Origin of the sequence: Sorangium sp. So ce204 (assembly GCF_051526795.1) — a bacterium.
Taxonomy (GTDB): Bacteria; Myxococcota_A; Polyangia; order Polyangiales; family Polyangiaceae; genus Sorangium; species Sorangium cellulosum_B.
Map to the genome: position 1 here is coordinate 2,585,283 of NZ_CP150317.1, position 22,798 is coordinate 2,608,080.

A 22,798-nucleotide genomic window follows, 5' to 3' on the forward strand; every position below is an offset into this window, starting at 1 on the left:
TTGCGCGCGGCGGTGATAGGTTGCCGCGCATGCGCGTCCTCGTGCTCGGCGGCACTCGATTCATGGGTCATTTCCTGGTCTATCGCCTGCTCGCTGCGGGCCACCAGGTCACGCTCCTGAACCGCGGCGCGACGCCCGACGCGTTCGGCGATCGCGTCGCGCGGGTCCGCTGCGATCGTGCGGCCGGCGATCTCGCGCACGCGCTCGGAGGTCGCGCGTTCGACGCCGCGGTGGACTTCACCGCGTACACGGCCGCGGACGGCCGCGCGGCGGCCCAGGCGCTCGGCGGCGGGCGCATCGGCCACTACGTGATGATCAGCACCGGCTCGGTGTACCTCGTCCGGGAGGCGTGCCCGCGGCCGTCGCGCGAGCGCGACTACAACGGCCCGCTCCTCCCTGAGCCCGCGGGCGAAGAGGACCGCGCGGCGTGGTCTTACGGCGTGAACAAGCGCGGCTGCGAGGAGGAGATCGCCGCCGCCTGGCAGAGGGACCGCTTCCCCGCGACCGTCCTGCGCATCCCGATGGTGAACGGGGAGCGCGATCCCTACCGCCGCCTCGATCGGTACATCGTCCGCATGCTCGACGGCGGTCCGCTGCTCGTCCCGGACGGCGGCGGACACGCGGTGCGGCACGTCTACAGCGGTGACGTCGTCAGGGCGATCGTGAAGCTGCTCCTCGTGCCGTCGACCTTCGGCGAGGCGTACAACCTCTGCATGGACGAGACGCCGACGCTCGCCGAGCTGCTCGAGCTCATCGCCTCGCTGCTCGGCGCGCCGGCGCGGCTCGCGCCGATCCCGTCGGCGGCGATCAGGGCCCGCGGCATCGATCCGGTCGCGATGTCGCCGTTCAGCGACCGCTGGATGTCGATGCTGGATCCGGCGAAGGCGAGGGCGGAGCTCGGCTTCCAGCACACGCCGCTCCGGCGCTGGCTGGAGACGGTGATCACGTCGCTGCTCGCGAACCCGCGTTCCGAGCCGCCGGACGGCTACGAGAAGCGCGCCGAGGAGATCGCGCTCGCGGCGGAGCTCGCCGGCGCGGCGGGGGGTGGAGGGCGCTGACCCTGCGCGGGGCGCCTTCGCCCGCGAGCGGATAGAGAGTCAGGCGGGCGCTCTCGTTGAAGCGGCGTCCGCTTGCTGCGAACCATCGGACGGAGGGAGATCTCGCGATGCAGGATGTGCAACCCAAGCGGGTCCTGGCGGCCATCGACGCCTTCCTGAGCACGCCGCTCGACGCGGCGCTGTCGCGGCACCGTGAGGCTGATCCGGCCGAGCGCGCGCTCGCGCTGTTCCACGAGGTCGCCGCCGCTGTCCCTGCCTACCGTCGCTTCCTCGCGGAGCACGGCGTGGACCCGGCGGCGATCCGGACGCCCGCGGATTTCGCGGCGCTGCCGGTGATCACGAAGCAGAACTACGTGCTCCGGCACCCCATCGCGGATCTATGCCGCGGCGGGCGGGTCGAGCCGTGCGACATGATCGCGGTCTCCTCGGGCTCGACCGGAAAGCCGACGTTCTGGCCGCGCTCCGTCACGGACGAGCTCCCGGTCGCCCGGCGCTTCGAGCAGGTGTTCCACGACGGCTTCCGGGCCGACACGCGCCGCACGCTCGCGGTCGTGTGCTTCGCGCTCGGCTCGTGGGTCGGCGGGATGTACTCCGCCGCGTGCTGCCGTCACCTCGCGGCGAAGGGGTACCCGATCACGGTCGTCACGCCGGGCAACAACAAGGACGAGATCTTCCGCGTCGTGCAGGATCTGGGGCCTTCGTTCGAGCAGGTCGTCCTGCTCGGCTATCCGCCGTTCCTGAAGGACGTCATCGATACGGGGCGCGCCCGGGGCGTCGACTGGGCGCCTTTCCGGATCAAGCTCGTGATGGCCGGGGAGGTGTTCAGCGAGGAGTGGCGGACCCTGGTCGGCGAGCGCGTCGGGTCGACGTCGCCCTGCTACGACTCGGCTTCGCTGTACGGGACGGCGGACGCCGGCGTGCTGGGCAACGAGACGCCGCTCAGCGTCGCGATCCGCAGGTTCCTCGCGGGGAGGCCGGACGCCGCGCGCGCCCTGTTCGGGCAGGACCGGCTCCCCACGCTGGTGCAGTACGACCCCGCGGAGCGGTTCTTCGAGCAGCGCGACGGGATGCTCCTCTTCTCGGGCGACAACGGCGTCCCGCTGGTGCGTTACGCGATCCTCGACAGCGGGGGTGTCACCTCGCACGCGGACATGATGGCCGCCCTGGCCGGCTTCGGCTTCGACCCGCGGCGGGAGCTCGACGGGGAGCGCGGGGCCAGGGAGCTCCCGTTCGTCCATGTGTTCGGGCGCTCGGATTTCACGGTGTCGTACTTCGGGGCGAACATCTATCCGGAGAACGTGGTCGTGGGCATCGAGCAGCCCGGCGTGAAGGAGTGGGTGACGGGGAAGTTCGTGCTGGAGGTCCGCGAGGGCGCGGACAGGGATGTGGTCCTCTCGGTGGTGGTCGAGCTCGCGCCCGGGGAGGGGGAGAGCGAGGCGCGGCGCGAGGCGGCGGCGCGGTCGATCGAGGAGCACCTCGTCCGGCTGAACAGCGAGTTCAGGAGCTACGTGCCGGCAGGGAAGCGGGCGCCGCGGGTGACGCTGAGGGCGGCGGGAGATCCGGAGTACTTCCCGCTCGGGGTGAAGCACCGGTACACGCGCAAGGCGGGGGGGTGAAGGCGGGGAGACGGAGATCAGCCTTTTCGGCGGGCGGGACCGGCGCAGCGAAAGCCGAGGTGCTCGTATTTGTGGCTGGGCACGCATCCGAGCCGGCTCGCCGAGCGCAGCCACCTGGGCCTCTCGATGGCCGAACCGCCCCGCACCACCCGGAGGCTGTCGGTCCGAGGGCGAGCCGACTCGCTCTTGCTCGTGTCGGCGGTTGCCCTCTCGACGAGATGGAACACCTTGCTCTTGCCCACCGCGGCTTCGCCGTTGACGTCAAGGAATGAGTCCCAGGTCCACTCCCACACGTTCCCATGCATGTCGTAAAGGTTCCATGGATTCGGCTTCTTCAGCCCAACCGTGGCGATCTGGCCATTGCTGTTTTCAAGGTACCATGCGACCTCGCGCAGCTGGCGCTCGTCATCGCCGAAGGAATATCGGGTAGTGGTGCCGGCGCGGCACGCGTATTCCCATTCCGATTCATCCGGTAGCCGGAAGCTGTCTATGTCCTCTGACCACGCCAGACCCGTCGGCGTCGACGTGTAGCAGGATTGCCTTCCTGCCAACTGGGAGAGCGTATTGCAAAAATCGATGGCGTCTCCCCACGATACGTTTCTGATCGGCCGATTCGGATCCTCCTGCTCGGCGGCCTGGCCTGTCACGGCCGCGTATTGCCCTACCGTGATTGGCGTAGCGGCCATGGTGAATCCCTCGACGTCCACCTGGTGCTGGGGTCTTTCGGCCCTGTGGGCTTCCGTGTCGTCATCGGGGCTGCCCATGAGGAACGTGCCACCAGGGATGTCCACCCATGGCAAGAGCGACTCGAAGAAGTCGCTCCGGTAGGTCACCTTCGTGGCTCCGCTGCTGCCTGGTTTCCCGATGAGGGTGCAGCGGAACGTCCCGTGCTCCTGGAATGGCTCCTCGGCCGATCCGGGGACCGGGTGCTTCGGCCATGGCAGGCTCCAGCCTCCCGACACGACCAGTTGCTCCCCGTTCATCTCGAACCCCACGACGGTCAGCTCAACCGGATCTCTGACCCGCGCTTCCCGCGGGGCCAGGATGGCATCTCGGATCGCAGCGTACGCATGACCGCCTTGCTCGAAGCCTCGCAGCACCGTGCGCGAGAGGCCGCCATGTGACCGTTGAACGCCATCCGCCGCGTTGAGCTGCGCCACGCGCTCGCTCGACGCTGTGCTCTCTCTCGGCTCGCCGCTCTCGAGCGTCGCTGTATGTTCTGTCGCGGTCTGCGGCGCCTCACCCCCGCTCCCCGCCGCGCTTCGCAGCGCCTCACAGAACGCCGCCACATCTGGGAACCGCTCGGACGCCTCGAACTCGATCGCCCGCTCCAGCACCTTCCGCACCGCAGCGCTGCACGGCAGCCGCTCGATCACCCGCCCCGGATACCGCATCATGACGGGCGGCAGCTCCGCGCCGTGCAGGCAGAACACCGCCGTCATGCCCAGCCCGTACACGTCAGCGCGCGCGTCCGCCTCCTGCGGGCGGTGCATCAGCTCCGGTGCCGCATAGAGGAACGTCCCCATCGCGCCGGTCCCCGTGCCCCCAGTCGTGTCGCGTGCCCACACCAGATCGAAGTCCGTGATCCGGGGCAAACCGTCCGCATCGAGCAGGATGTTCGCCGGCTTCACGTCCCGGTGTACCAGCCCCCTCCCGTGCGCGAACGAGATCGCCTCTCCAGCGCTGAGGAGCATCGGGATCACCCGCTCTGCTGGCAGTCGCTTCCCGATGACCGCGCTGCGCACGTCCTCGCCATGGACGAGCTCCATCACGAAGTAGTGCCAGCCGCTGTCCTCGCCCTTGGGATCGAGGATGCGCACCACGCCGGGGTGGTCGAGCTCCGCCATTGCGCGCGCGCCCCGGAAGAACCGCTCCTGTCGGCTCTCGTCGCCCGCCAGGTTCGGGTGCAGCACCTTGATCGCCACGGGCAGGTCGCCCCGCCCCGCGTCGAGCGCGCGCCACACGGTCGCGAACCCGCCGCGCCCGATCCGCTCCAGCAGCAGGTACCGACCGTCGCTGAGCTCCTCGCCGACGTGGAGCTGGCCGCCCTCCCGGCGCTTGCGCCGGAGGTCCACGATCTCCCGGTCCACCTCCTCCGTGCTCGCACCGGCGGTTCTAAGCCTTACCCGCCGCTTCTGCGCGGCGGCGATCTGCTTGTCGACAGCGCGGATCGTCTCGTCTGCTTCGCGCAGGCTCACGCCGGGCAGCGCGGTTGCGCTGGCGAGCGCCGCCTCCGGGCGCGCGCTCGCGGCGGCTTCCTCGACCGCCGCGCGGATGCCCTGCACAACCTCCCTCCACGCTTCATCCGCGTTGCCCCAGCTAGTCACCGCCACGCCGTCCCGCGGCAGCGCCTGGAGCTCCGAAAGAGCGGTGCCCTCCAGGTCGCACGCGCGCACCAGGATGGGCACCACACGCGCCGCCCCGCTGCGATGCCGCTCCAGCGCTCGCCCGAGCTCTCGCTCGTAGCAGCTGTCCGAGGCGAGGAACGCCTCGCTCACCAGCAGCAGCACCACCTCGGCGGAGGAGAGCTCCGCCGCGATCGACTCGTCGCGCATCGCGCCTGGGCCGATCCGGCCGTGGTGCCAGGTGCTCACCAGGCCCTGCCGCTTGAGCGAGGCGAGGTGCGCCTCGAGCGCTTCGAGGTGCGACCGATCCGCGGGGGCGTAGGAGATGAAGACGTGGACCGCCATGCGCAGAGGAGCGTCGCTACGGCGAGCACGCTGCATCCCGGCCGCCCGCTCCCCGCAGACCAGGCTACCAGACGCGGCGCGGGCGCTCGACCCTCCGTTGGATCCACGCCGTCCGTGCCATGGAAGCGGTCGGGGCGGCTCCCCGGGGCGCGGGCAGTCGACCTGCGAGGTCGAGGGGCCACGACGCCGGCGCGGAGACGTGCTCGCCGCGCTCGCTCAGCCTCTTCGCTTGGTCGTTGCCCGGCCCCTCCGGCCAGCGTCGCCGCGCGCCACGTCGGCCGTCGCCTCGGTGGTGCCAGCGGCCTTCGTCCGTGGGACGCGCTCGTTTTCACCGCCCGACGCGCGCGGCCCGGCGTCGCCGCCGTCGCATCGCATCACGTCGAACGAGGAGTGCCTGCCCGGATCGAGCGAGGCGTGCCTGTGCGGCAGGAACGGGAGCGCGTCGTGCCTCGTGATCTCAACCTTGTTCTCTTCGTCGATCGTCAGGGTGAACGTGCGGTCCACGTCGCACGTCGTCTCGCTGTCAGCGAGCTGGCCGCGCAGCTGGAAACTGGCGGTCGTGGCGCCGTCGTCCACGCGGGCGACGATGGTCCTCGACGACTGGTTGTAGGCGTTGATGGTCATTCCGGACAAGGCCGTCACGACGGGGGGGGCGGTCCAATCGCCGCCATTGTTGATGTGCAGCTCGATGAAGAGGAGAGCCTGTGGATCCTGGGGATCCTTGTTGAACCTCGCCGTCGCAAAGAGCCCTGTCCAGGAGTTGTGGGTGAGCTCTTCGCACACGAGCGGCGGAGACGGGGGGTTGGTCGAGCCGTCCTCCTCACACGCGGTGAGCCCCGCCGTCGCGACCACGAGCAGCAGCGTCTTCGCTCTCTCCCTATTGCCCATCTCCCTGTCCTTCCTGCTTTCGGTGCGCCGCTCCCCCGCCATGCCGGCGATCGCAGCGTCGCCGCCAGCCCTACCATGACCATCCTAGGCAGCGGCGCGCCGACCTGGCGACCCGCTCGCACGAAGACGACGACGACGCGACCTCATCCGTGCACCTCGGGCGCGGCCGGCAGCGCTCTCGCGCCGCGGAGGCGTCCTCTCGCGCTTGCTGGTAGAAGCGTCGCCCAGCACCCATGCTCAACACCTCCCCTCCGCTCATCGTCCTCGGCTGCGGCTTCACCGGCGCGGTGGTCGCCGGCCTGCGGAGGGCGTCCGGCGGCCGCGTCGTCGCGACGACGCGCTCGCCGGAGCGCGCCGCGGAGCTCGCGCAGGCGGGCATCGAGGTGAGCGTCCTCCCGGCGCTCACCGCCGAGGCCGTCGACCGGCTCGTCACGGACGGCGCCGACGTGCTCGTCGCCTTCCCGCCCGACGGCGCGACCGACGCCGCGATCGCGCCTTCGCTCCGCCGCGCGCGCGCGATCGCGTACGTCTCGTCGACCGCCGTGTACGGCGACGCGACGGGGCGCATCGACGAGGCGACGCCCACGTCGGCCGACGGCCCCCGCGCGGCGGCGCGCCTCGCGGCCGAGGACGTGTACCGCGCGCGCGGCGCCGTGGTGCTGCGCGCCGCGGGGATCTACGGCCCGGGCCGCGGCCTGCACCAGCGGCTCTTGCGCGGCGACTTCCGCATGACCGGCGAGGGCGATCGGCAGGGCAGGAACGTCGTCTCGCGCATCCACGTCGAGGACCTCGCGCGCCTCGCGCTCGCGGCGCTGGAGCGCGCCGCGAGCGCCGCGAGCGCCGCCCCCGGCGAGGCCTTCCTGGTCGCGGACGACGCGCCCGTGCCGCAGATCGAGGTCGTCCGCTGGCTCTGCGCGCGGCTCGGCCTAGCGCTGCCGGCCGGGGCGCCGCGGGAGGATCTACACGAGACGCTCCGCCACGATCGCGCCGTGGACAACGCGAAGATCAAGCGCGCCCTCGGGATGGCGCTGCTCTACCCGAGCTACATCGAGGGGTTCGAGGCGTGCCTGGCTGTCGAGGCCGAGGCGCCGGCCCCCGCCGCGGGTGAGCGCGCGCCGCGGCACCGCGGGTGAGCCGCGTTGACATCGCGGGTGAACCGCCGCGCGGCCGCGCCGTTCGCCGCCCGCGCTGTCACGCCTCGTCGTCCGCGGTGCCTTGCGGCGGCTCCGTCGCGTCGAGCCGGTCGAGCTCGCCGAAGAGCGCGTCCAGATCGAGCGTCAGCCCCTCGCAGCCCGGAACCTCCCGGAGCACCCCTCCGGGCGCGGTGAGGCGGCGCTGGTAGAGCCCGCCGCGCGCGAGCTCGTGGATCTCCAGCGTGCGGAGCTGCGGATCGAGCAACCAGTACCAGCGCACGCCGAACGCGGCGTACTCCTCGAGCTTCTCGACGCGATCGCGCCGGCTGTCCCGCGGCGAGGGGGAGACGATCTCGACCATGATGTCAGGCGGGACGCCGACAGCGCCGCGGGCCGGGGGCCTCCGTGAGGTCGGGAGGAACGCCGACACGTCGGATTTGCGACCGCGCCGCGGCTTGAGCGCGTACTTCACCTCGGAGCCGAAGACGAAGCCGCCGCGCGGGATGAGCCAGGCCCGCAGGGTGTGGATGAGCCAGGCGACGGCCAGCTCGTGGACGCAATCGGGCATCTCTTCCTCGACCAGGCGGCCATCGATGAGCTCACCGGCCTCGTCTTCCGGCAGCGCTGCCCACTCCGCGACGGACAAGAGGCGGGCTGCCTGGGGCTCGGGATACGGGCGCTGGCTCACGCCTGGAAAGCTACCATCACGGCGCGCCTCGTGCCGGGTCATGAGCGGGGTCGCGGGCTCACGCGGCGCGCCTGCTCGGCGCGGCGATGCACGACGTCCAGCGAGGCGTCCATGCCTGCCGTGAAAATCAGGCATCGACGGACGGGGGGGCCGCGACTAGGGTCGAGGATCTTGGAGGATCGTTGGATGAAGCTTGGGTATTGGATGGTGCTTGCATTGGCGGCTGCCGCGGTGGGCGCGGGCTGCGGTGATGACGAAGGCGCGAGCAGCGGCGTCGGGCCAGGCGGCTCGGGCGGGGCGGGCGCTGGAGGCGCCGGAGGCGGAGGCGCCGGAGGCGGAGGCGCTGGAGGCGGAGGCGCCGGCGGAGAGGGCGGCACGAGCGACGGCGGGAGCGGCGGGCAGCCCCCGACGCCGCGGTGCGAGCCGTCCGACCCCGCGCTGGCCGACCGCGACGCGGACGAGCTGTACGCGGCGGAGGAGGTCCCGCGCTTCGACTTCTACCTTCCGGAAGAGCGCTGGGCGGAGCTCAAGGAGAACGCCCGCGACGAGCGGTATGTCGAGGCCGAGGCCTGCTACAAGGGCAAGAGCCTGGGCGTGGTCGGCCTGCGGTTCAAGGGCGGTTACGGCACCCTCGACATGTGCTTCGACGGGGAGGGGAACCTCACCTGTCCGAAGCTCAGCATGAAGGTGAAGTTCGACGAGTACGTCGGCGGACAGCGCTTCTACGCGCAGAAGCGCCTGAACTTCCACTCCATGATCTGGGACCCGACGAGGCTCCACGAGCGGATCGCCTATGGCCTGTTCCGGGAGATGGGCGTCGCCGCCCCGCGGAGCGCGTGGGCGACGCTGCGCGTGAACGGCGAGTCGCAAGGGCTCTTCTCGATGGTCGAGGACGTGGACGGCCGCTTCCTGGAACACCACTTCTCCGAGGCTCCGGACGGCGATCTCTACAAGGAAGCGTGGCCGGTCTCGGACGACGCCGGCTACTACGCGGAGCGGATCGAGACGAACGAAGACGTGGCCACGCACGAGCGATTCATCGCGTTCTCGACCGCCGTCGCGTCCGCCGAGGGCGCGGAGCGGCTCACCGCGCTGTCGGAGTGGGCGGACATCGAGCAGCTGCAGCGCTACATGGCCGTCGACGAGGCGATCGTGAACTGGGACGGCGTCACGACCTACTACGCCAACGAGGCGGGCGCCGCGTTCAACCACAACTTCTACTTCTACGACGAGCCGTCCTCGGGCAAGTTCCACCTCATCCCGTGGGATCTCGATCAGACCCTCGGCCCCAGCACCTACTTCGGCCACGTGCCGCGATGGACGGAGACGCCGGCGGACTGCAGCGCCGTGGTCCCGGTGTTCATGGGCTCCGAGCACGTGCGCCCGCCGGGCTGCGACGCCCTGTTCGCCGCCTTGAACCAGGACGCCGCGGGCTACAAGGCCGCGCTGCAGGCGCTCCATGAGGGCCCGTTCAGCGAGGGGCGGCTCGAGGAGCAGGTCGACAAGTACGCGGCGCTGATCCGCACCGCCGTCGAGGAGGACCCGCTCGGGCCCGGGCTCGCCGGGTGGGAGCCCGCGGTCGAGCGCCTCAGGAACGAGCTGCCGATCCTGCGAGAGCGCCTGGGCCGCTTCGCCGGCGGCACGCCGCTCGCGCCCTTCTCGTTCACCGCGACGGGGATCAACGACTTCGAGGCCGCGGACACGCTCGGGCTGTACGTCGGGACGGTGCTGTCCACCAACAACGCCTCGAGCGCCGTGCAGGGCCTCTCGCAGGAAGATCCGCTGAACGGCGCGCAGAGCATGCTCCTCCGCTTCGACTTCCGCGACGAGGCGTCTCCCTGGGGGCAGTACGTCTACTTCGGGGTGCCCCTCGCCGAGGGCATGATCGACGCGACGGCGCTCGAGGGGGTCCGCTTCTGGGCGCGGGCGGAGGCGGCGCGCGGGATGCGCTTCGACGTCGAGAGCCCGGCGCAGAGCGAAGGGCTCACGGGCGTTCGCCACGGATGGGACGTGCGGCTCACCGCGGAGCCGACGCTGATCGAGCTCAGGTTCGCCGAGATGGCGCTGCCCGGCTGGGCCATCGATCAGGGGCGCGACCCGGGCGACGACGTGAACGACGTGCTCCGGTCGATCGTCGGCCTCTCCTTCAGCGCGGAGATGAACGGCGTCCGCGCGAACGGCTTCCTCGGCAAGGACAAGGTCGACTCGGGCACCATCGAGATCGACGATGTCGAGTTCTTCGGGCCGACGTCCGAGTCACCCTGAACGACGGATACGGAGGCCCGGAGCCGAGCGCCCCGGGTCTCCGCCCCTCCTGCGGCGGAGCCCGAGGCTCACGGCGAGGAGCAACGCGGCGACGCCGCCGGCGGAGGGCGCGTCGCCGCCGAGGCTGCAGCTGCAGCCCGCCGACTCCCCGCTCCCGCTCGCGTCCCCGCCCGCGCCGGTGGAGGGAGCCCCTCCCGAGCCTGAAGCGGCGTCCCCGCCCGCGCCCGATCCGGCGTCGCCCGCGCCGACCGAGGCGGCCACGTCGAGCGTCGGACCCGCCGCCGTCGTGGTGGCAGGAGCCGGCGGCTCCTCGGCGCACATGCCGGCCACGCACCGCTCGCCCGCGGGGCACACGACGCCGTCGCAGAGGTCGACGCACGCCCCGCCACGGCACGTGGTGCCCGCGCCGCACGCGACGTCGGCGCACGCGGCCTCGACGCACCGCCCGGTGTCCGCCGCGCAGCGGTCCTCCGACGGGCAGCCCCGGCAGCCGCACTGGACCACGCAGACGCCGCTCTCGCACACCTCGCCCGCGCCGCACGTCACGCCGTCGCACGGATCCTGGCAGCGGTCGCCGCGACAGATCTGGCCGTGCGGGCACACCACGCCGTCGCACGGGGCGCGGCACACGCCGTCATGGCACACCTCGCCGACATCGCACTTCGCGTCGACGCACGCCTGCTCGACGCACAGGCCCTCCACGCACACGAGCCCCGGCTCGCACGGGAACTCGGCCGAGCCGCAGCGGTTCACGCAGCGGCCGCGGCTGCACACCTGGTCCTCCGGACAGGGCGCCTCCTCGTCGACGATGTCGTCGCAGTCGTTGTCGATGCCGTCGCACTGCTCGGCCTGGCTGCCAGGCTCGACGATGGGCGTGCAGATCGCCTGTCCCTGCGCGTCGCAGTCGGAGACGCCCGCGCGGCACGCGCCCACGTTCTCTTCGACCTCGCACGGCCGGCCGGCCGCGGGGCACGTGATGCCGGAGAAGCGGAACAGGAAGTCCTCGTAATCGAGATCATTGCCGTTGATGCCCGCGCTGCCGGCGGCGTCCCGGAAATCGAGATCCTCGAACCCCAGGTAGAACGTGTTGGCGAGCTGGTTCGACCTGTAGATGAGATCGGAGTACCAGGGCCCCGGATTCTCGCACGCCGTACACTCCACGTTGAACCGGTGCTCGGTGTAATGGTACTGCGTGGCGTTGCCGTTGCCGGTGCCGTTCGGGTTGGGGATCAGCACGAAGCCGATGAGGCCTCCCGCGTAGGCGGGGTTCTCCCGGATCGAGACGGCCGTCAGCTCGCGCTTCTCGGGGGACGGCAGGGAGCCCGAGAACGGAAAGAGGATCTGGATATCGCTCTCCGGCGCCGGTGTGCTGAGGTTGGCTCCGGTGCCGAGCGGGACGTACAGCGGCGGGTCGCCGCTGTCGCGGCCGTCGTCGACGTTGTACCAGCCGACCGCGAAGTTGGCGCCGCCCCCCTTCTCGATGTACTTGCCGCTGAACTCGCAGAGCGGCGAGAACACCTGAGGCTCCACCGCGGCGTCGGCCACGACGTCGATCATCTCGTCGAGCATGTCGTTCTTCGCCGAGCCGTTCAGCAGATCGCTCAATCGGCTCGTGATCACGGGGACGACGGTGCCGTTCGGCTGCACCACATCCGCGCGCGCCGCCCCGCCCGTGCCGAGCGCCACGAGGAGGGCGACACGCCACGCGAGAGAAGACGGTTTGTTGGGGGTCGACCAGCGCATAGGGCTTCTCCTTCCGACAGGACACGTGAGTCCGGATCGTAAATTGGACTCGAGTTTTGCTCTCCTGTCCAGGTGACGCGCGCGCCCGCTCGAACCCAATAACGACGGATGTGGAGGACCAGCCCACGTGAGAACACTTCGTGTCTGTACGCACGAAGACGGGCAATCCCCTTTTTCCAGTGCGCTGGATGACGGGTGATGTGATGACGAAGCGGCGCACGGCGCCGGCGCTGCGACGCCGTCAGCGTTCTTCCGCGTTCTTCAGCGTCTTCCGCGTTCCGCGAGCCAGTGTCCGATCGAGCCGGCGAGCCAGCAGGCTCCGCCGTCTCACGATGCGCCGACAGCGGCGGCGCTCACGCCGCGCCGTCGACGCGCGCCGCGCCAGCCGTCCGGGCCGAGGCGCTCAGCCGTCCTGCTCTGCCGGCTCTTCCCGCTTGCGCGCGAGCGCCGCGAGCTCGCGGACGAGCTCCGGCACCCCCTCGCCCGTCGCGGCGCTGATGAGGTGGAGCTTCACCTTCGCCTTCGCGAACCGCGCCTTGAGCTTCGGGTAGGCCTCGCGCACCTCGGTCAGATCGGCCTTCGTCAGGACGACGATCTCCGGGCGCTCCGCGATCTCCGGGCTGAACTTCTTGAGCTCCTTGCGGAGCGCCCGGTAGTCGGCGAGCGGCTCGCGGCCCTCGCCCGGGTCGAGCGTCACGAGGTGGAGGAGCGCCCGCGTCCGCTCGACGTGCCTCAGAAACTGGATGCCGAGCCCGACCCCCTCGCTCGCGCCCGGGACCAGGCCGGGGATGTCGGCGATGACGAAGCTCGACCCGCCCGCCCGGACGCCGCCGCCGATCTCGACCATGCCCAGGATCGGGGTGAGCGTCGTGAACGGGTAGTCGCCGATCTTGGGCCGGGCCGCCGAGACGGCCGCGACGAAGGTGCTCTTGCCGGCGTTGGGGAAGCCGAGCAGGCCGATGTCGGCGAGCACCTTCAGCTCGAGGCGGAGCTCGCGGGCCTCGCCTGGCTCGCCCGGCTCGGCGCGCCGCGGAGCCCTGTCGTGCGGCGACTTGAAGTGCAGGTTGCCGCGGCCCCCCTTGCCGCCGCGGGCGACGATGACCCGCTGGCCGTGCTCGGTCACGTCGGCGATCAGCTCGCCGCTCTCCGCGTCGAAGATCTGCGTCCCCACGGGGAGCTTCTCGACCCGGTCGGCGCCGGCGCGCCCGTGGCAGTCGCTCCCCATCCCGTGCTCGCCCCGGTCGGCCTCGAGCGTGCGCGCGTAGGTGAAGTCGAGTAGCGTGGACAGGCCTCCGTCGCCCACGAAGACGACGTCCCCGCCGCGGCCGCCGTCTCCACCCGCGGGGCCGCCGAACGGGATGTACTTCTCACGACGGAATGCGATCGCTCCATTGCCGCCATCCCCGGCGATCACCTTCAGACGGCACCGATCGACGAACCGCATGACGGCGGCTCATAGCATACAATTTAGGAAAGACCCCAAAGCGGAAGGGCGCCCCGCGCATCGGGCCGCCCGCCGGACCGCTCGCCCAGGAGACCCCAGGTGCCCGCTCGAATCCTGATCGTGGACGACAACACGAGCCTCGCCGGAAACCTCCGCGAGGTCCTCGAGGGCGCGCGCGAGCTCGACGTGGAGGTCGCCCTCGCGCCCGACGGCAAGCAGGGGCTCGCGGCCGCCCGGCGCGATGGGTTCGACGTCGCGGTCGTCGACGTCAAGCTCCCGGACGCGAGCGGCCTGGAGCTCATCGCCCCGCTCCGCGCCGCCGCCCCCCACGGCGAGATCGTCCTCGTGACCGGCTTCGCGACCGTCGACGCCGCCATGGCCGCGCTGCGCGCCGGCGCCTTCGCCTTCATCCTCAAGTCGTTCCGCCCCGAGGAGCTCATCTCCACGGTGGCGCAGGCGATCGAGAAGATCTCGCTGAAGCGGGAGCGGGAAGAGCTCGAGCGCCGGTACCGGGCGATCATCGACGCGGCGGACGTGCTCATCCTCGGCCTGAACGCCGGCGGAAGCGTCGCGCTCTTCAACCCGCGCCTGTCCGCGCTGACCGGCGTCTCCTGCGACGCCGCGCTCGGCATGGCGTTCTGCGAGGCGCTCGTCGACGAGCCCGATCAGCGCCGGTTCAACCAGTCGTTCCTGAGCGTGGTCGAGGGCGACGCCGCCGCCGAGGTCGAGGTCGGCGTCAGGGACGCGGTGGGCGCCATCCGCCGCGTGCGCTGGCACCTCTCCGGCGTCCGCGGCGGCGGGCGCGGCGGCAGGACCGACCTCGTCTACGGCATCGGCATCGACGTGACCGAGCGGCGCGCCCTCGAGCGGCGGGCCGCCGACGCCGAGGCCCTGAACGCCATGGCCCCGCTCGCCCTCGGGCTCGCCCACGAGATCAGGAACCCGCTGAACGCCGCGGTCCTGGAGCTCCACCTGCTCAGCCGCGGCATCGACCGCCTCTCCGACGAGGCGATCCGCGAGCCCATGAAGCGGCGCGTCGGCATCGTCGAGGCGGAGATCGCCCGCCTGGGCCGGCTCCTCGGCGAGTTCCTCGAGCTCGCCCGGCCGCGCGCGCCCCACCGGGAGCCCGTCGATCTGGCCCGCGTCGTGCGCGACGTGCTCGACCTCGAGGAGGAGGCGTTCGCGAGCCACCACGTCGAGGTCGTCCGCGATCTCGCGGACGACTGCTTCGCGCTGGGCGACGTCGAGAAGCTCAAGCAGGTGGTCTTGAACCTCGTCGTCAACGCGCTCGACGTGATGCCCGACGGCGGGGTCTTGCGGGCGTGCGCGTCGGGGGACGCGCACGAGGTGTGGCTGTCGATCGGGGACACGGGGCCGGGGATCGCGCCGACGATCCTCGCCGAGATCTTCGATCCGTTCTTCACCACGAAGGCGGCGGGCACGGGCCTCGGGCTCGCGATCGTCCGGAAGATCGTCGACCAGCACGCGGGCCGCGTGGATGTCGACGCGCACGCCGCCGACGGCACGACGGTCCGGGTGAGGCTCCCCCGCTTCGTCCCCGAGCCTGTCGAGCGCCCGATCGGCTCGTCACCCCCCCGCGGCGCTGGCGCCTGACGGGGCGGGTGAGCGCCGCTCAGCCGACGATGCGCATGGGGGGCTTCAGGGGGAGAGGGGGCTTGGAGCCGGGGGCGGAGGGGATCGCGGAGGGGGCGGGCTTGGGCACCTCGCCCTCGAGGGCGGCGAGCGCGACGAACAGCCGGTCCATGCCGTAGTCGAGGGCCACCTCGCGCTGGAAGACGTGGGCGACCTTGATGAGGCGCAACGACGTCTGCTTGCCGAGGTCGATCTCGCGCTCGAGGAACGCCTCGAACGAGCCGTAGCCCTTCGCCTGATACAGCTCCTGCTGCTGGATCTCGGCGAGCACCACCCCGATATCGAAGAACCCCTTGTCGAGCCGCTTGCGGAGCGTGCGGATCTTCTGGGTCTGGTTGTGGAGCTCGGCGATCTTCGCCTTGATCTCCTCGGCGCCGCTCGGCACGCGGATGGTCGCCCGGGCGCTGCCAGGGGGCGCCGGCTCCGCGGCCCGGGCCCGCGCCTCGGCGGCGTGCTTCGCGGCGTGCCGCGCAGCCCAGGGCGCAGCGCCACGGAGGCCGAGCTTACGCTTCGACGCGCTCGACGCCGATTTCGAATCTTCCTTGATTACCGGATTCACGGGCTTCGCAAGCTGAGCTTCTGCGCCCCCCTTGCTGCTCGAAGAGGCCTTCTTCTTCATACCCGTCGCCTTCTCGGAGCTGCCCTGCTTTGTGATCTTCGGCATGTCGCTGCGTCCCCCGCTGGGTACGAGATCGTCGCGGCCCTTCGCCTCAAGCGCGCGCCGCCCGCGCGGCGGTAAAGACCCGCACGGCTGTCAAGCCCAATTGGCTCACCAGGTCGTCGCCTTACCAAAAAATCGACCACCCCGTCCACTAAGTTTCGGGGAGGCTCCTCGCTTTCCCGAAGGGCAGCATGACCCAAGATCGGTCTCGGAGCCAAAACCAGCGAGCATCGCACGCTATCGGGCCTCCCCGAAAGCCGGTCGTCGGGCGGGGCCGCTGGGTCGCGCTGGCCACATCGGTCCACAATCGCCGGCCTCGGCGGGCTCGGCGCTGCGGTTCGGCGAAGGCCGCGCCCGCGACGCCTGTCGCGCGCCGGCCGCCCGGCCGGGCGGTTGGTCATCCATCCTCCATCCCGCGCGATCCCGCGCGATCCCGCGTCATCCCGCGCTCCAAGCGCAGGGGTGGGTCGTGGTAGATCGCGGTGTATGACCTCTCCGCCCGCCGGTCGCAGCCCCGCCGATGACGTCCCCAAGGCCGTGGTCGCTGATGCGCCGCGTCGTGCGAGCGACATACCGCGAGGCGCGGCGAGCAGCCGGATTGCCGTGGTGGTGAACGGCAACGCCAAGAGCGTGACGGCGGAGGTGATCGAGACGCTCGATCAGATCCTTGACACCGGGGATCTGTTCGTCTCGCGGCGGGTGGAGGAGAGCGAGGGCATCGCGCGGATCCTCGTCGACCGGGGTTACGGCACGATCCTCACGGGCGGCGGCGACGGGACGTTCACGGTGGTGGTGACGGCCGTGGTGAACGAGGCGAAGCGGCGCGGGCTGCCGCTGCCGCGGTTCGGGCTGCTGCGCCTGGGGACGGGCAACTCGCTGGCGTGGGTGCTCGGCGCGTCCGGCGGCGCGGGCGCGAAGCCCGGGCTCGCGGTCGACCTCCAGCGGCTGCGCGCCGAGGCCGGGAGCCGCAACCTGCGGCTGGTGGAGGCCGAGGACATCCTGTCGCCGTTCTGCGGCTTCGGGATCGATGCGGTGATGCTCCGCGACTACAACGCGGTGAAGGCGGCGCTCGCGCGGGGCCCGCTGAAGCGGCTCGCGCCGGGGCCGGTGGCGTACGCCGTCGCCGCGACGACGCGGACGATCCCGAGCTACCTCGTGCGGCGAACACCGCACTGCCGCATCATCAACGAGGGCAACGACGCGATCCGCGTCGGCGAGAAGGGGGCGATGCTGGGGGCGCCCATCAAGAAGGGCGGCGTCATCTACGAGGGGCCGGCGAAGATCGCGGCGCTGTCGACGATCCCCTATTACGGCTTCGGCTTCCGCATGTTCCCCTATGCGGACGATCGCCAGGACCGGATGCAGCTGCGCGTGTCGGTGGTCTCGCCGTTCACGTTCGTGCGGAACTTCTCGAGCATCTGGAGCGGCGAGTACGACGACCTGGAGACGGTGTTCGATTACTTCGTGGACGAGGTCACGATCGAGATGGACCCGGTGACGAGCTTCCAGATCGGCGGCGACGTCCGCGGGGAGCGATCGCGGGTGCGCGTGCGCCTGACCGAGCCGATCCGGATCGTGGATTTCTACGCGCCGCCGCGCGGATGAGGCTCACCCGTCCGGCAGGGCGCGAGACGACACGGATTGGACCAGAGTGGCACGACTCGTGTCGTGCTCATGGCGCAGGGTGGCACGTTGGGGCGCTTCGGGGCTCCTGGTGCCATGACTCCCCGGGATTTCTCGGGATGAACGGGCGGCGAGGGGCTGGCGCAACGCTTGCTCCGGGTCTGTGCCATGAACATCAAGCTGACCATTCTTCGCTCCGGTTCGATGGGAATTGCCTCGCTTGCGCTCCTCCTCGGCGTGGCGTCGATCGGCGCTGGATGCGCCGCGCAGGTGACAGATGGGGAAAGCGGTGAGGGGACCGACGAGGGCGCGCTCGAAGGCGAGGAGCTCGAAGGCGACGAGGCCGAGGCCGCGTGTGAGATCGGCGAGTCCCGGAGCTGCACCGTCAACGGGACGCAGGGCTTCGAGCAGTGCGAGGACATCGACGGGGTGGCGACCTGGACCGGGTGCCAGGCGGGCGGCGGCGCCGCCAGCACGCCGCTCGTGCTCTCGTTCGAGCAACGGCCTGTCGAGTACGTGACCGCGATGAGCGGCGCCTTCGATCTGAGCGGGCTCGGGGCCACGATCGCCACCGACTGGCCGACCGCGGCGACGCCGTGGCTCGCGCTCGATCGGGACGGCAACGGGGCGATCGACGGCGGCGAGGAGCTGTTCGGCTCGGCGACGGTGCTCTCGAGCGGCGCCCGCGCGGACAACGGGTTCACCGCGCTCCGCGAGCTCGACACCGACGGAGACGGCCGGATCACGGCGCGGGACGAGGCGTGGTCGCGGCTCGTGCTCTGGAGCGACCGCGACGCGAACCGCGCGTCGAGCGCCGGCGAGCTCGAGCCGCTCGCGTCGCGCGGGCTCGTCGCGATCGAGCTCTCTTACGGGCGCGATCGGCGCTGTGACACGCGCGGCAACTGCGAGATCGAGCGGGCCTCGTTCACGTTCTCGGAGGGCGCCTCGACGCGGACGGGCGCGGTCGTCGACGTGCACCTGCGCTGGCAGTGACGCCGCCGCGGGGGGCGGCGCGGAGCCGCGGGCGATCAGTCGTAGTACTCGTTGCCCAGGTGGGTGATGAGGTCCTCCCCCATGAGCCAGCGCATCGTGTTCTTGAGCTTCATCGACTGGATGAAGAGATCGTGCTCCGGGTACAGGGCCGGCGCGGTCATGGGGCTCTTGAAGTAGAAGCTGAGCCACTCCTGCGTGCCGCGCAGCCCGGCGCGCTGCGCGAGATCGAGGAGGAGCGCCAGGTCGAGCACGAGCGGCGCGGCGAGGATCGAGTCGCGGCAGAGGAAGTTGAGCTTCACCTGCATCGGGTAGCCGAGCCAGCCGACGAGATCGATGTTGTCCCACCCCTCCTTGGCGTCGCCCCGAGGGGGGTAGTACTCGATCCGCACCTTGTGGAAGAGCTTGCCATAGAGCTCGTCGTACACGTGCGGCTGGAGGATGTGCTCGAGCACCCCGAGCTTCGAGACCTCCTTCGATCGGAACGAGTCCGGGTCGTCGAGCACCTCGCCGTCGCGGTTGCCGAGGATGTTCGTCGAGAACCACCCCGCGACGCCGAGCATCCTCGCCTTGAGCCCCGGGGCGATCACCGTCTTCATCAGGGTCTGGCCGGTCTTGAAGTCCTTGCCGGCGATGGGGACCTCCTGCTTGCTCGCGAGCTCCCACGCGGCCGGGAAATCGACCGTCAGGTTGGGGGCGCCGTTCGCGAACGGGACGCGCTCCTTCAGGCAGGCCCACGCGTAGATCTGGGAGCTCGAGATCGCCGGGTGGTCCTCGGCGAGGCCCGCCTCGAAGCGCGCGACGGAGGAGTGGACCTCCGCCGGCGCGATATAGACCTCGGTCGATCCGCACCAGACGGCGACGGCGCGCGCAGCGCCGCTGTCGCGCAGGAAGGCGCGGATATCCTCCCGGACCTGCTCGACCATCGCGGCCTTGCTCGCGCCCTTCTTCACGTGGTTGCCGTGGAGCCGCCGGACGTACTGCGGGTAGAACACCGCGGGCATCGGGCGGATCCGCTCGAGCTCCTCGCGGACGGCGTCGAGGTGGCGGTGCTCGAGCACGTCCGCGTGCCGCGCCGACTCGTAGGCGTTGTCGGGGAAGATGTCCCACGCGCCGAACACCAGCTGATCGAGCGCCGCGATCGGCAAGAAATCCTTGATCCTGGGCGCGCGCTCGTCGGTGCGCCGGCCGAGCCGGATCGTGCCCATCTGGGTGAGCGACCCGATGGGCGCCGCGAGCCCGCGCCGCGCGAGCAGGGCGCCCGCGATGGTCGTCGTGGAGACGGCGCCCAGCCCCGGCAGCAGGACCCCGAGCTTGCCCTCCGCGGTCTTGATCTCTTTCGGCTGCTTCACGTGACGTGTTCCCCCCGGTCGTGGTCGTGGGCGCTCGCCGGGCAAGGCGGGGCATCCGCCGGCGCCGTGGGCGCGGCGAGCGCGAGGTCGGTCGAGGCCGCGCGGTCGAGGCCGCGCGGCGCTGCGACCCGCCGGGAGCATGAAGCTCGACGGCCGCGATCACCACGGGCCGGCGCGCGAGCAACAGCGTTTCCCGCGGGCGCCCTTCGCGCGTTTCCGGCGCTCCCTTCCTCCCGGCGCCTCGGACGGCGGCGTGAGGTGCTGCCACGAGGCGGGGTGTTCGCGACGCGCCGGGCTACCCCGGCGGGCGATCAAGGGGAGGGGCGCGGGTAGCCGGCGGCAGGGGTCATCGCCTCGATCCAGGCGCGAATCGCGGCGACGGCCTCCTCGTCGACGCGCCGGGTCGCGAGCGGCGGCATCTGCTCGGGCGGCGCGCCGGGCGCGTCGCGCCGGGACATGCTGCGGAGCACGGCGCTGCGATCCGGATCGAGGGGCCTCAGCCGGTCATAGCGGGCTCCCGGCGGCGCTCCGGGCGGGCGGACCTTCGCGGGCTGGTTGATCGCCGTCTGGTAGACGCGCGTGCCGCGCACGTCGCCCACCCGGCCGGCGGCGTCGACGTCGAGGCGCATCTCGAAGTGCGTCGCGACGCCGCGCGGGTGGTGGCACGAGACGCCGCAGTTGACGTGCAGCAGGCCGAGGGCGCGCCGCTCCGTCGCGGTCCCGGGCACCTCGAGCGCGGCCGCGCCGGGGAGCGGGCCGCCGGCTGTCGTCGACAGGAGGCCGCGCTCGACGAGCTCGGCATACGTCAGGCCGCCGGCGCCCCGCGCGGCGAGCTGGATCGCCTCGAATCCAAGCGGGTTGTCGGTCTTGCCAGCGTGGCAACGGATGCAGTCGACCTGCGCCGGGATCGCATAGTCGGGGGCGCCGGGGACGTGGGGGACACCGGCCTTCACCTGCGTGGCGCTCGCTCCGTCCTCCGACCAGACGTAGGTGGCGCGCGTCCAGCCATCCTCCGCGGTCTTCCACAGGAACCTCGTCTCGATACGGCGGCTCGCGCCGGCGACGGGCAGACGGAACTCCTTCCACAGCTTTGTGCCGACAGGAAAGATCCAGTCGTTCATCCGGGAGACATCGATTGTCGCGCCCAGAGGGAGGTAGATCCAGCGCGTCTTCTCGGCGCCGTCGCTCCAGAGCTCGAAGGCCGGCGTGAACTCGCGGACACCCGCCGCGATCGTGCGCGCGCCGGGGTCGCTGTAAAGCCCGGTGCAGCGGAGATCGTGAGGATCGGTGTCGCCGTCCTTGCACGGCGGCAGGCCTCCGCGCGCCTGGGCCGCGCCCTGGCCGGGGAGATCGCCTGTGCCGGCCGCGCGCGTGGTGGTCGCGGCCGCCGGGGCGGTCTGGTCCGGTGCGGTGGGGAGCGGTTCGGGCCCGGGCGTCTCCTGCGCGCCGCAGCCGCCGCAGCCGGCCAGCAGCAGCGACGCGGCCACGGCTTGCCAGGCGCGGCCTCTCGTGGTGAAGGTGGAGAGGGAGGTGCCCGCTTGCCCGAGAGACCGAGCCACCGGCGCGTCGTGGGGCGCGCTGCCTATCTGATGAGAGCGTGCCATCGGACCGCCTGGTGCCTCCTGCTCGCCGGCAGTGTAGCCGCCTGCGACAGGCGCGTGCAGGTCGCGGGGCCGCCCGAGGAGCCTCGCGAGGGCGGCCCTCCCGGCCAGGCCGCGGCGGGGAGCCCGGTCCAGGCGGCTCAGGGGGGCTCGGGGGCGCCTGGCGCGGCGCTCGCCGCGCAAGACACGCCGGCTGCGCAGGGGGCGCAGGGGGCGCAGGGGGCGCAGGGGGCGCAGGGGGCGCAGGGGGCGCCCGCGAGCGCCGCGGAGCTCGCTCGCCCGGCGAAGTGCGGGGGCGTCCCGCAGCTCAAGCTCACCCTGGTGGCGAGCGGGCTCGATCAGCCGACGTATGTCGCCGGGTCGCCCGGCGATCCGTCGCGCCTCCTCGTGCTCGAAAAGACGGGGGTCGTCCGGCTCATCAAGGGCGGCGCCGTCCAGCAGGCGCCGTTCCTCGACGTGCGCTCGCGCGTGTTCTTTCCGGCGCCGAACGCGGAGGGCGGCCTGCTCGGGCTCGCGTTCCACCCGGACTACGAGAAGAACGGGCGCTTCTGGCTCCACTACTCGTCGGCCCCGCGCGGCAACGTGGTGATCGAGGAGTGGAAGCGCGCGGCGCAGGGCGGCGACTCCGCCCATCCCGAGCCGGTCAGGTCGCTCGTCGACGTGAAGCACGGCGCGTGGAACCACGTCGGCGGGATGCTCGCCTTCGGCAAGGACGGCCATCTCTACGCCGCGATCGGCGACTCCGCGCGATCGCCGAGCCCCGCGGCCGATCTCACCTCGAAGCTCGGCAAGATCCTCCGCATCGACGTCGATCAGCCGGGCAAGGCGCCGGCGGGCAACATGACGAGCGGTGATCCGATGATCTGGGACTACGGGCTCCGGAACCCGTGGCGGTTCAGCTTCGACCGGCTCACCGGGGACATGTACATCGGCGACGTCGGCCAGAAGAGCTGGGAGGAGATCCTGGTGGAGCGCCCTGGCCAGGGCAGGAACGATTACGGCTGGGAAACGATGGAGGGCGCCCATTGCTACCCTCCTGGCACGACGTGCAAGCCGCGCGGCCTCCCGCCCGCGGTCGAGCACCCGCGGAGCGAGGCGGGCTCCATCGTCGGCGGCTATGTCTACCGCGGGGCGAAGATCCCGTGCCTGCGCGGCCGTTACCTGTACGCCGACTACGTGACGGGTCGCTTCTTCTCGTTCGTGTGGGACGGCAAGGCAGCGACCGATCCCGTCGAGCTGACCTCGGCGTTGAACCCGAATGGACTGCCGTCCTCGTTCGGCGAGGACGCGGCCGGGGAGGTTTACGTGGTGATGTTCAACACGGGGCGTATCTACCGGCTCGATCCGGGCTGAGGTGCCTCCACGGCCGCCGGCGCGTCGCCTGCTCTCTCCG

The 22,798-nt window shown here is 71.5% G+C and carries 16 protein-coding genes; 8 read left to right on the forward strand and 8 right to left on the reverse strand.

Annotated elements, in window-relative coordinates:
- The first annotated feature begins 29 nt into the window (after positions 1-29).
- Positions 30-1,058 carry an NAD-dependent epimerase/dehydratase family protein gene (locus tag WMF22_RS09815; protein ID WP_437298830.1) on the forward strand — a complete coding sequence of 343 codons (1,029 nt, stop codon included), beginning with the start codon at positions 30-32 and terminating at the stop codon, positions 1,056-1,058.
- A 107-nt stretch (positions 1,059-1,165) separates the two neighbouring features.
- Positions 1,166-2,674, forward strand: a complete 1,509-nt coding sequence (locus WMF22_RS09820) for a phenylacetate--CoA ligase family protein (RefSeq protein WP_438035550.1) — start codon at positions 1,166-1,168, stop codon at positions 2,672-2,674.
- Between the two features lie 17 nt (positions 2,675-2,691).
- Here the strand turns inward: WMF22_RS09820 and WMF22_RS09825 are convergent, their stop codons facing one another.
- Both WMF22_RS09825 and WMF22_RS09830 read right to left on the reverse strand, forming a co-directional pair.
- A complete protein-coding gene (locus tag WMF22_RS09825) occupies positions 2,692-5,364 on the reverse strand; it encodes an SUMF1/EgtB/PvdO family nonheme iron enzyme (RefSeq protein WP_437298832.1) in 2,673 nt (890 codons plus the stop codon).
- A gap of 216 nt (positions 5,365-5,580) precedes the next feature.
- The gene (locus WMF22_RS09830) at positions 5,581-6,252 is read right to left on the reverse strand and encodes a hypothetical protein (RefSeq protein WP_437298833.1); all 672 of its coding nucleotides are present in this window, start codon (positions 6,250-6,252) and stop codon (positions 5,581-5,583) included.
- 233 nt (positions 6,253-6,485) lie between these two features.
- Here WMF22_RS09830 and WMF22_RS09835 point away from each other — a divergent pair, with 233 nt between their 5' ends.
- Positions 6,486-7,385, forward strand: coding sequence for an NAD-dependent epimerase/dehydratase family protein (locus WMF22_RS09835; RefSeq protein ID WP_437298834.1), 900 nt, complete (start codon positions 6,486-6,488; stop codon positions 7,383-7,385).
- A gap of 58 nt (positions 7,386-7,443) precedes the next feature.
- Here the strand turns inward: WMF22_RS09835 and WMF22_RS09840 are convergent, their stop codons facing one another.
- A complete protein-coding gene (locus WMF22_RS09840; protein ID WP_437298835.1) occupies positions 7,444-8,073 on the reverse strand; it encodes a Uma2 family endonuclease in 630 nt (209 codons plus the stop codon).
- A gap of 186 nt (positions 8,074-8,259) precedes the next feature.
- Here WMF22_RS09840 and WMF22_RS09845 point away from each other — a divergent pair, with 186 nt between their 5' ends.
- Positions 8,260-10,338, forward strand: a complete 2,079-nt coding sequence (locus WMF22_RS09845; protein ID WP_438035551.1) for a CotH kinase family protein — start codon at positions 8,260-8,262, stop codon at positions 10,336-10,338.
- Here the strand turns inward: WMF22_RS09845 and WMF22_RS09850 are convergent.
- Both WMF22_RS09850 and obgE read right to left on the reverse strand, forming a co-directional pair.
- Positions 10,330-12,081 (reverse strand): hypothetical protein, encoded by a 1,752-nt coding sequence (locus WMF22_RS09850; RefSeq protein ID WP_438035552.1) that lies wholly within the window; start codon positions 12,079-12,081, stop codon positions 10,330-10,332. The genes WMF22_RS09845 and WMF22_RS09850 overlap by 9 nt on opposite strands.
- A 403-nt stretch (positions 12,082-12,484) precedes the next feature.
- Positions 12,485-13,525, reverse strand: a complete 1,041-nt coding sequence (gene obgE / locus WMF22_RS09855; protein WP_438035553.1) for a GTPase ObgE — start codon at positions 13,523-13,525, stop codon at positions 12,485-12,487.
- A gap of 99 nt (positions 13,526-13,624) precedes the next feature.
- Between obgE and WMF22_RS09860 the strand changes: the two genes are divergently transcribed.
- Positions 13,625-15,139: a hybrid sensor histidine kinase/response regulator gene (locus tag WMF22_RS09860; RefSeq protein WP_012234435.1), complete on the forward strand. Its 1,515-nt coding sequence runs from the start codon at positions 13,625-13,627 to the stop codon at positions 15,137-15,139.
- Between the two features lie 19 nt (positions 15,140-15,158).
- Here WMF22_RS09860 and WMF22_RS09865 read toward each other — a convergent pair whose 3' ends face one another.
- Positions 15,159-15,842 (reverse strand): hypothetical protein, encoded by a 684-nt coding sequence (locus WMF22_RS09865; RefSeq protein ID WP_012234436.1) that lies wholly within the window; start codon positions 15,840-15,842, stop codon positions 15,159-15,161.
- A 600-nt stretch (positions 15,843-16,442) separates the two neighbouring features.
- On the opposite strand from WMF22_RS09865, the gene WMF22_RS09870 reads away from it, so the two are divergent.
- Positions 16,443-17,444: a diacylglycerol/lipid kinase family protein gene (locus WMF22_RS09870; protein WP_438035554.1), complete on the forward strand. Its 1,002-nt coding sequence runs from the start codon at positions 16,443-16,445 to the stop codon at positions 17,442-17,444.
- 222 nt (positions 17,445-17,666) lie between these two features.
- A complete protein-coding gene (locus WMF22_RS09875; RefSeq protein WP_437298841.1) occupies positions 17,667-18,455 on the forward strand; it encodes a calcium-binding protein in 789 nt (262 codons plus the stop codon).
- Positions 18,456-18,490: 35 nt separating this feature from the next.
- Here WMF22_RS09875 and WMF22_RS09880 read toward each other — a convergent pair whose 3' ends face one another.
- Both WMF22_RS09880 and WMF22_RS09885 read right to left on the reverse strand, forming a co-directional pair.
- Positions 18,491-19,804: an inositol-3-phosphate synthase gene (locus WMF22_RS09880; protein ID WP_438035555.1), complete on the reverse strand. Its 1,314-nt coding sequence runs from the start codon at positions 19,802-19,804 to the stop codon at positions 18,491-18,493.
- A gap of 311 nt (positions 19,805-20,115) precedes the next feature.
- Entirely contained in the window at positions 20,116-21,408 is a 1,293-nt protein-coding gene (locus tag WMF22_RS09885) for a hypothetical protein (RefSeq protein WP_438035556.1), read from the reverse strand.
- Here WMF22_RS09885 and WMF22_RS09890 point away from each other — a divergent pair.
- Positions 21,394-22,758 (forward strand): PQQ-dependent sugar dehydrogenase, encoded by a 1,365-nt coding sequence (locus WMF22_RS09890; protein ID WP_438035557.1) that lies wholly within the window; start codon positions 21,394-21,396, stop codon positions 22,756-22,758. The genes WMF22_RS09885 and WMF22_RS09890 overlap by 15 nt on opposite strands.
- Positions 22,759-22,798: the final 40 nt, after the last annotated feature.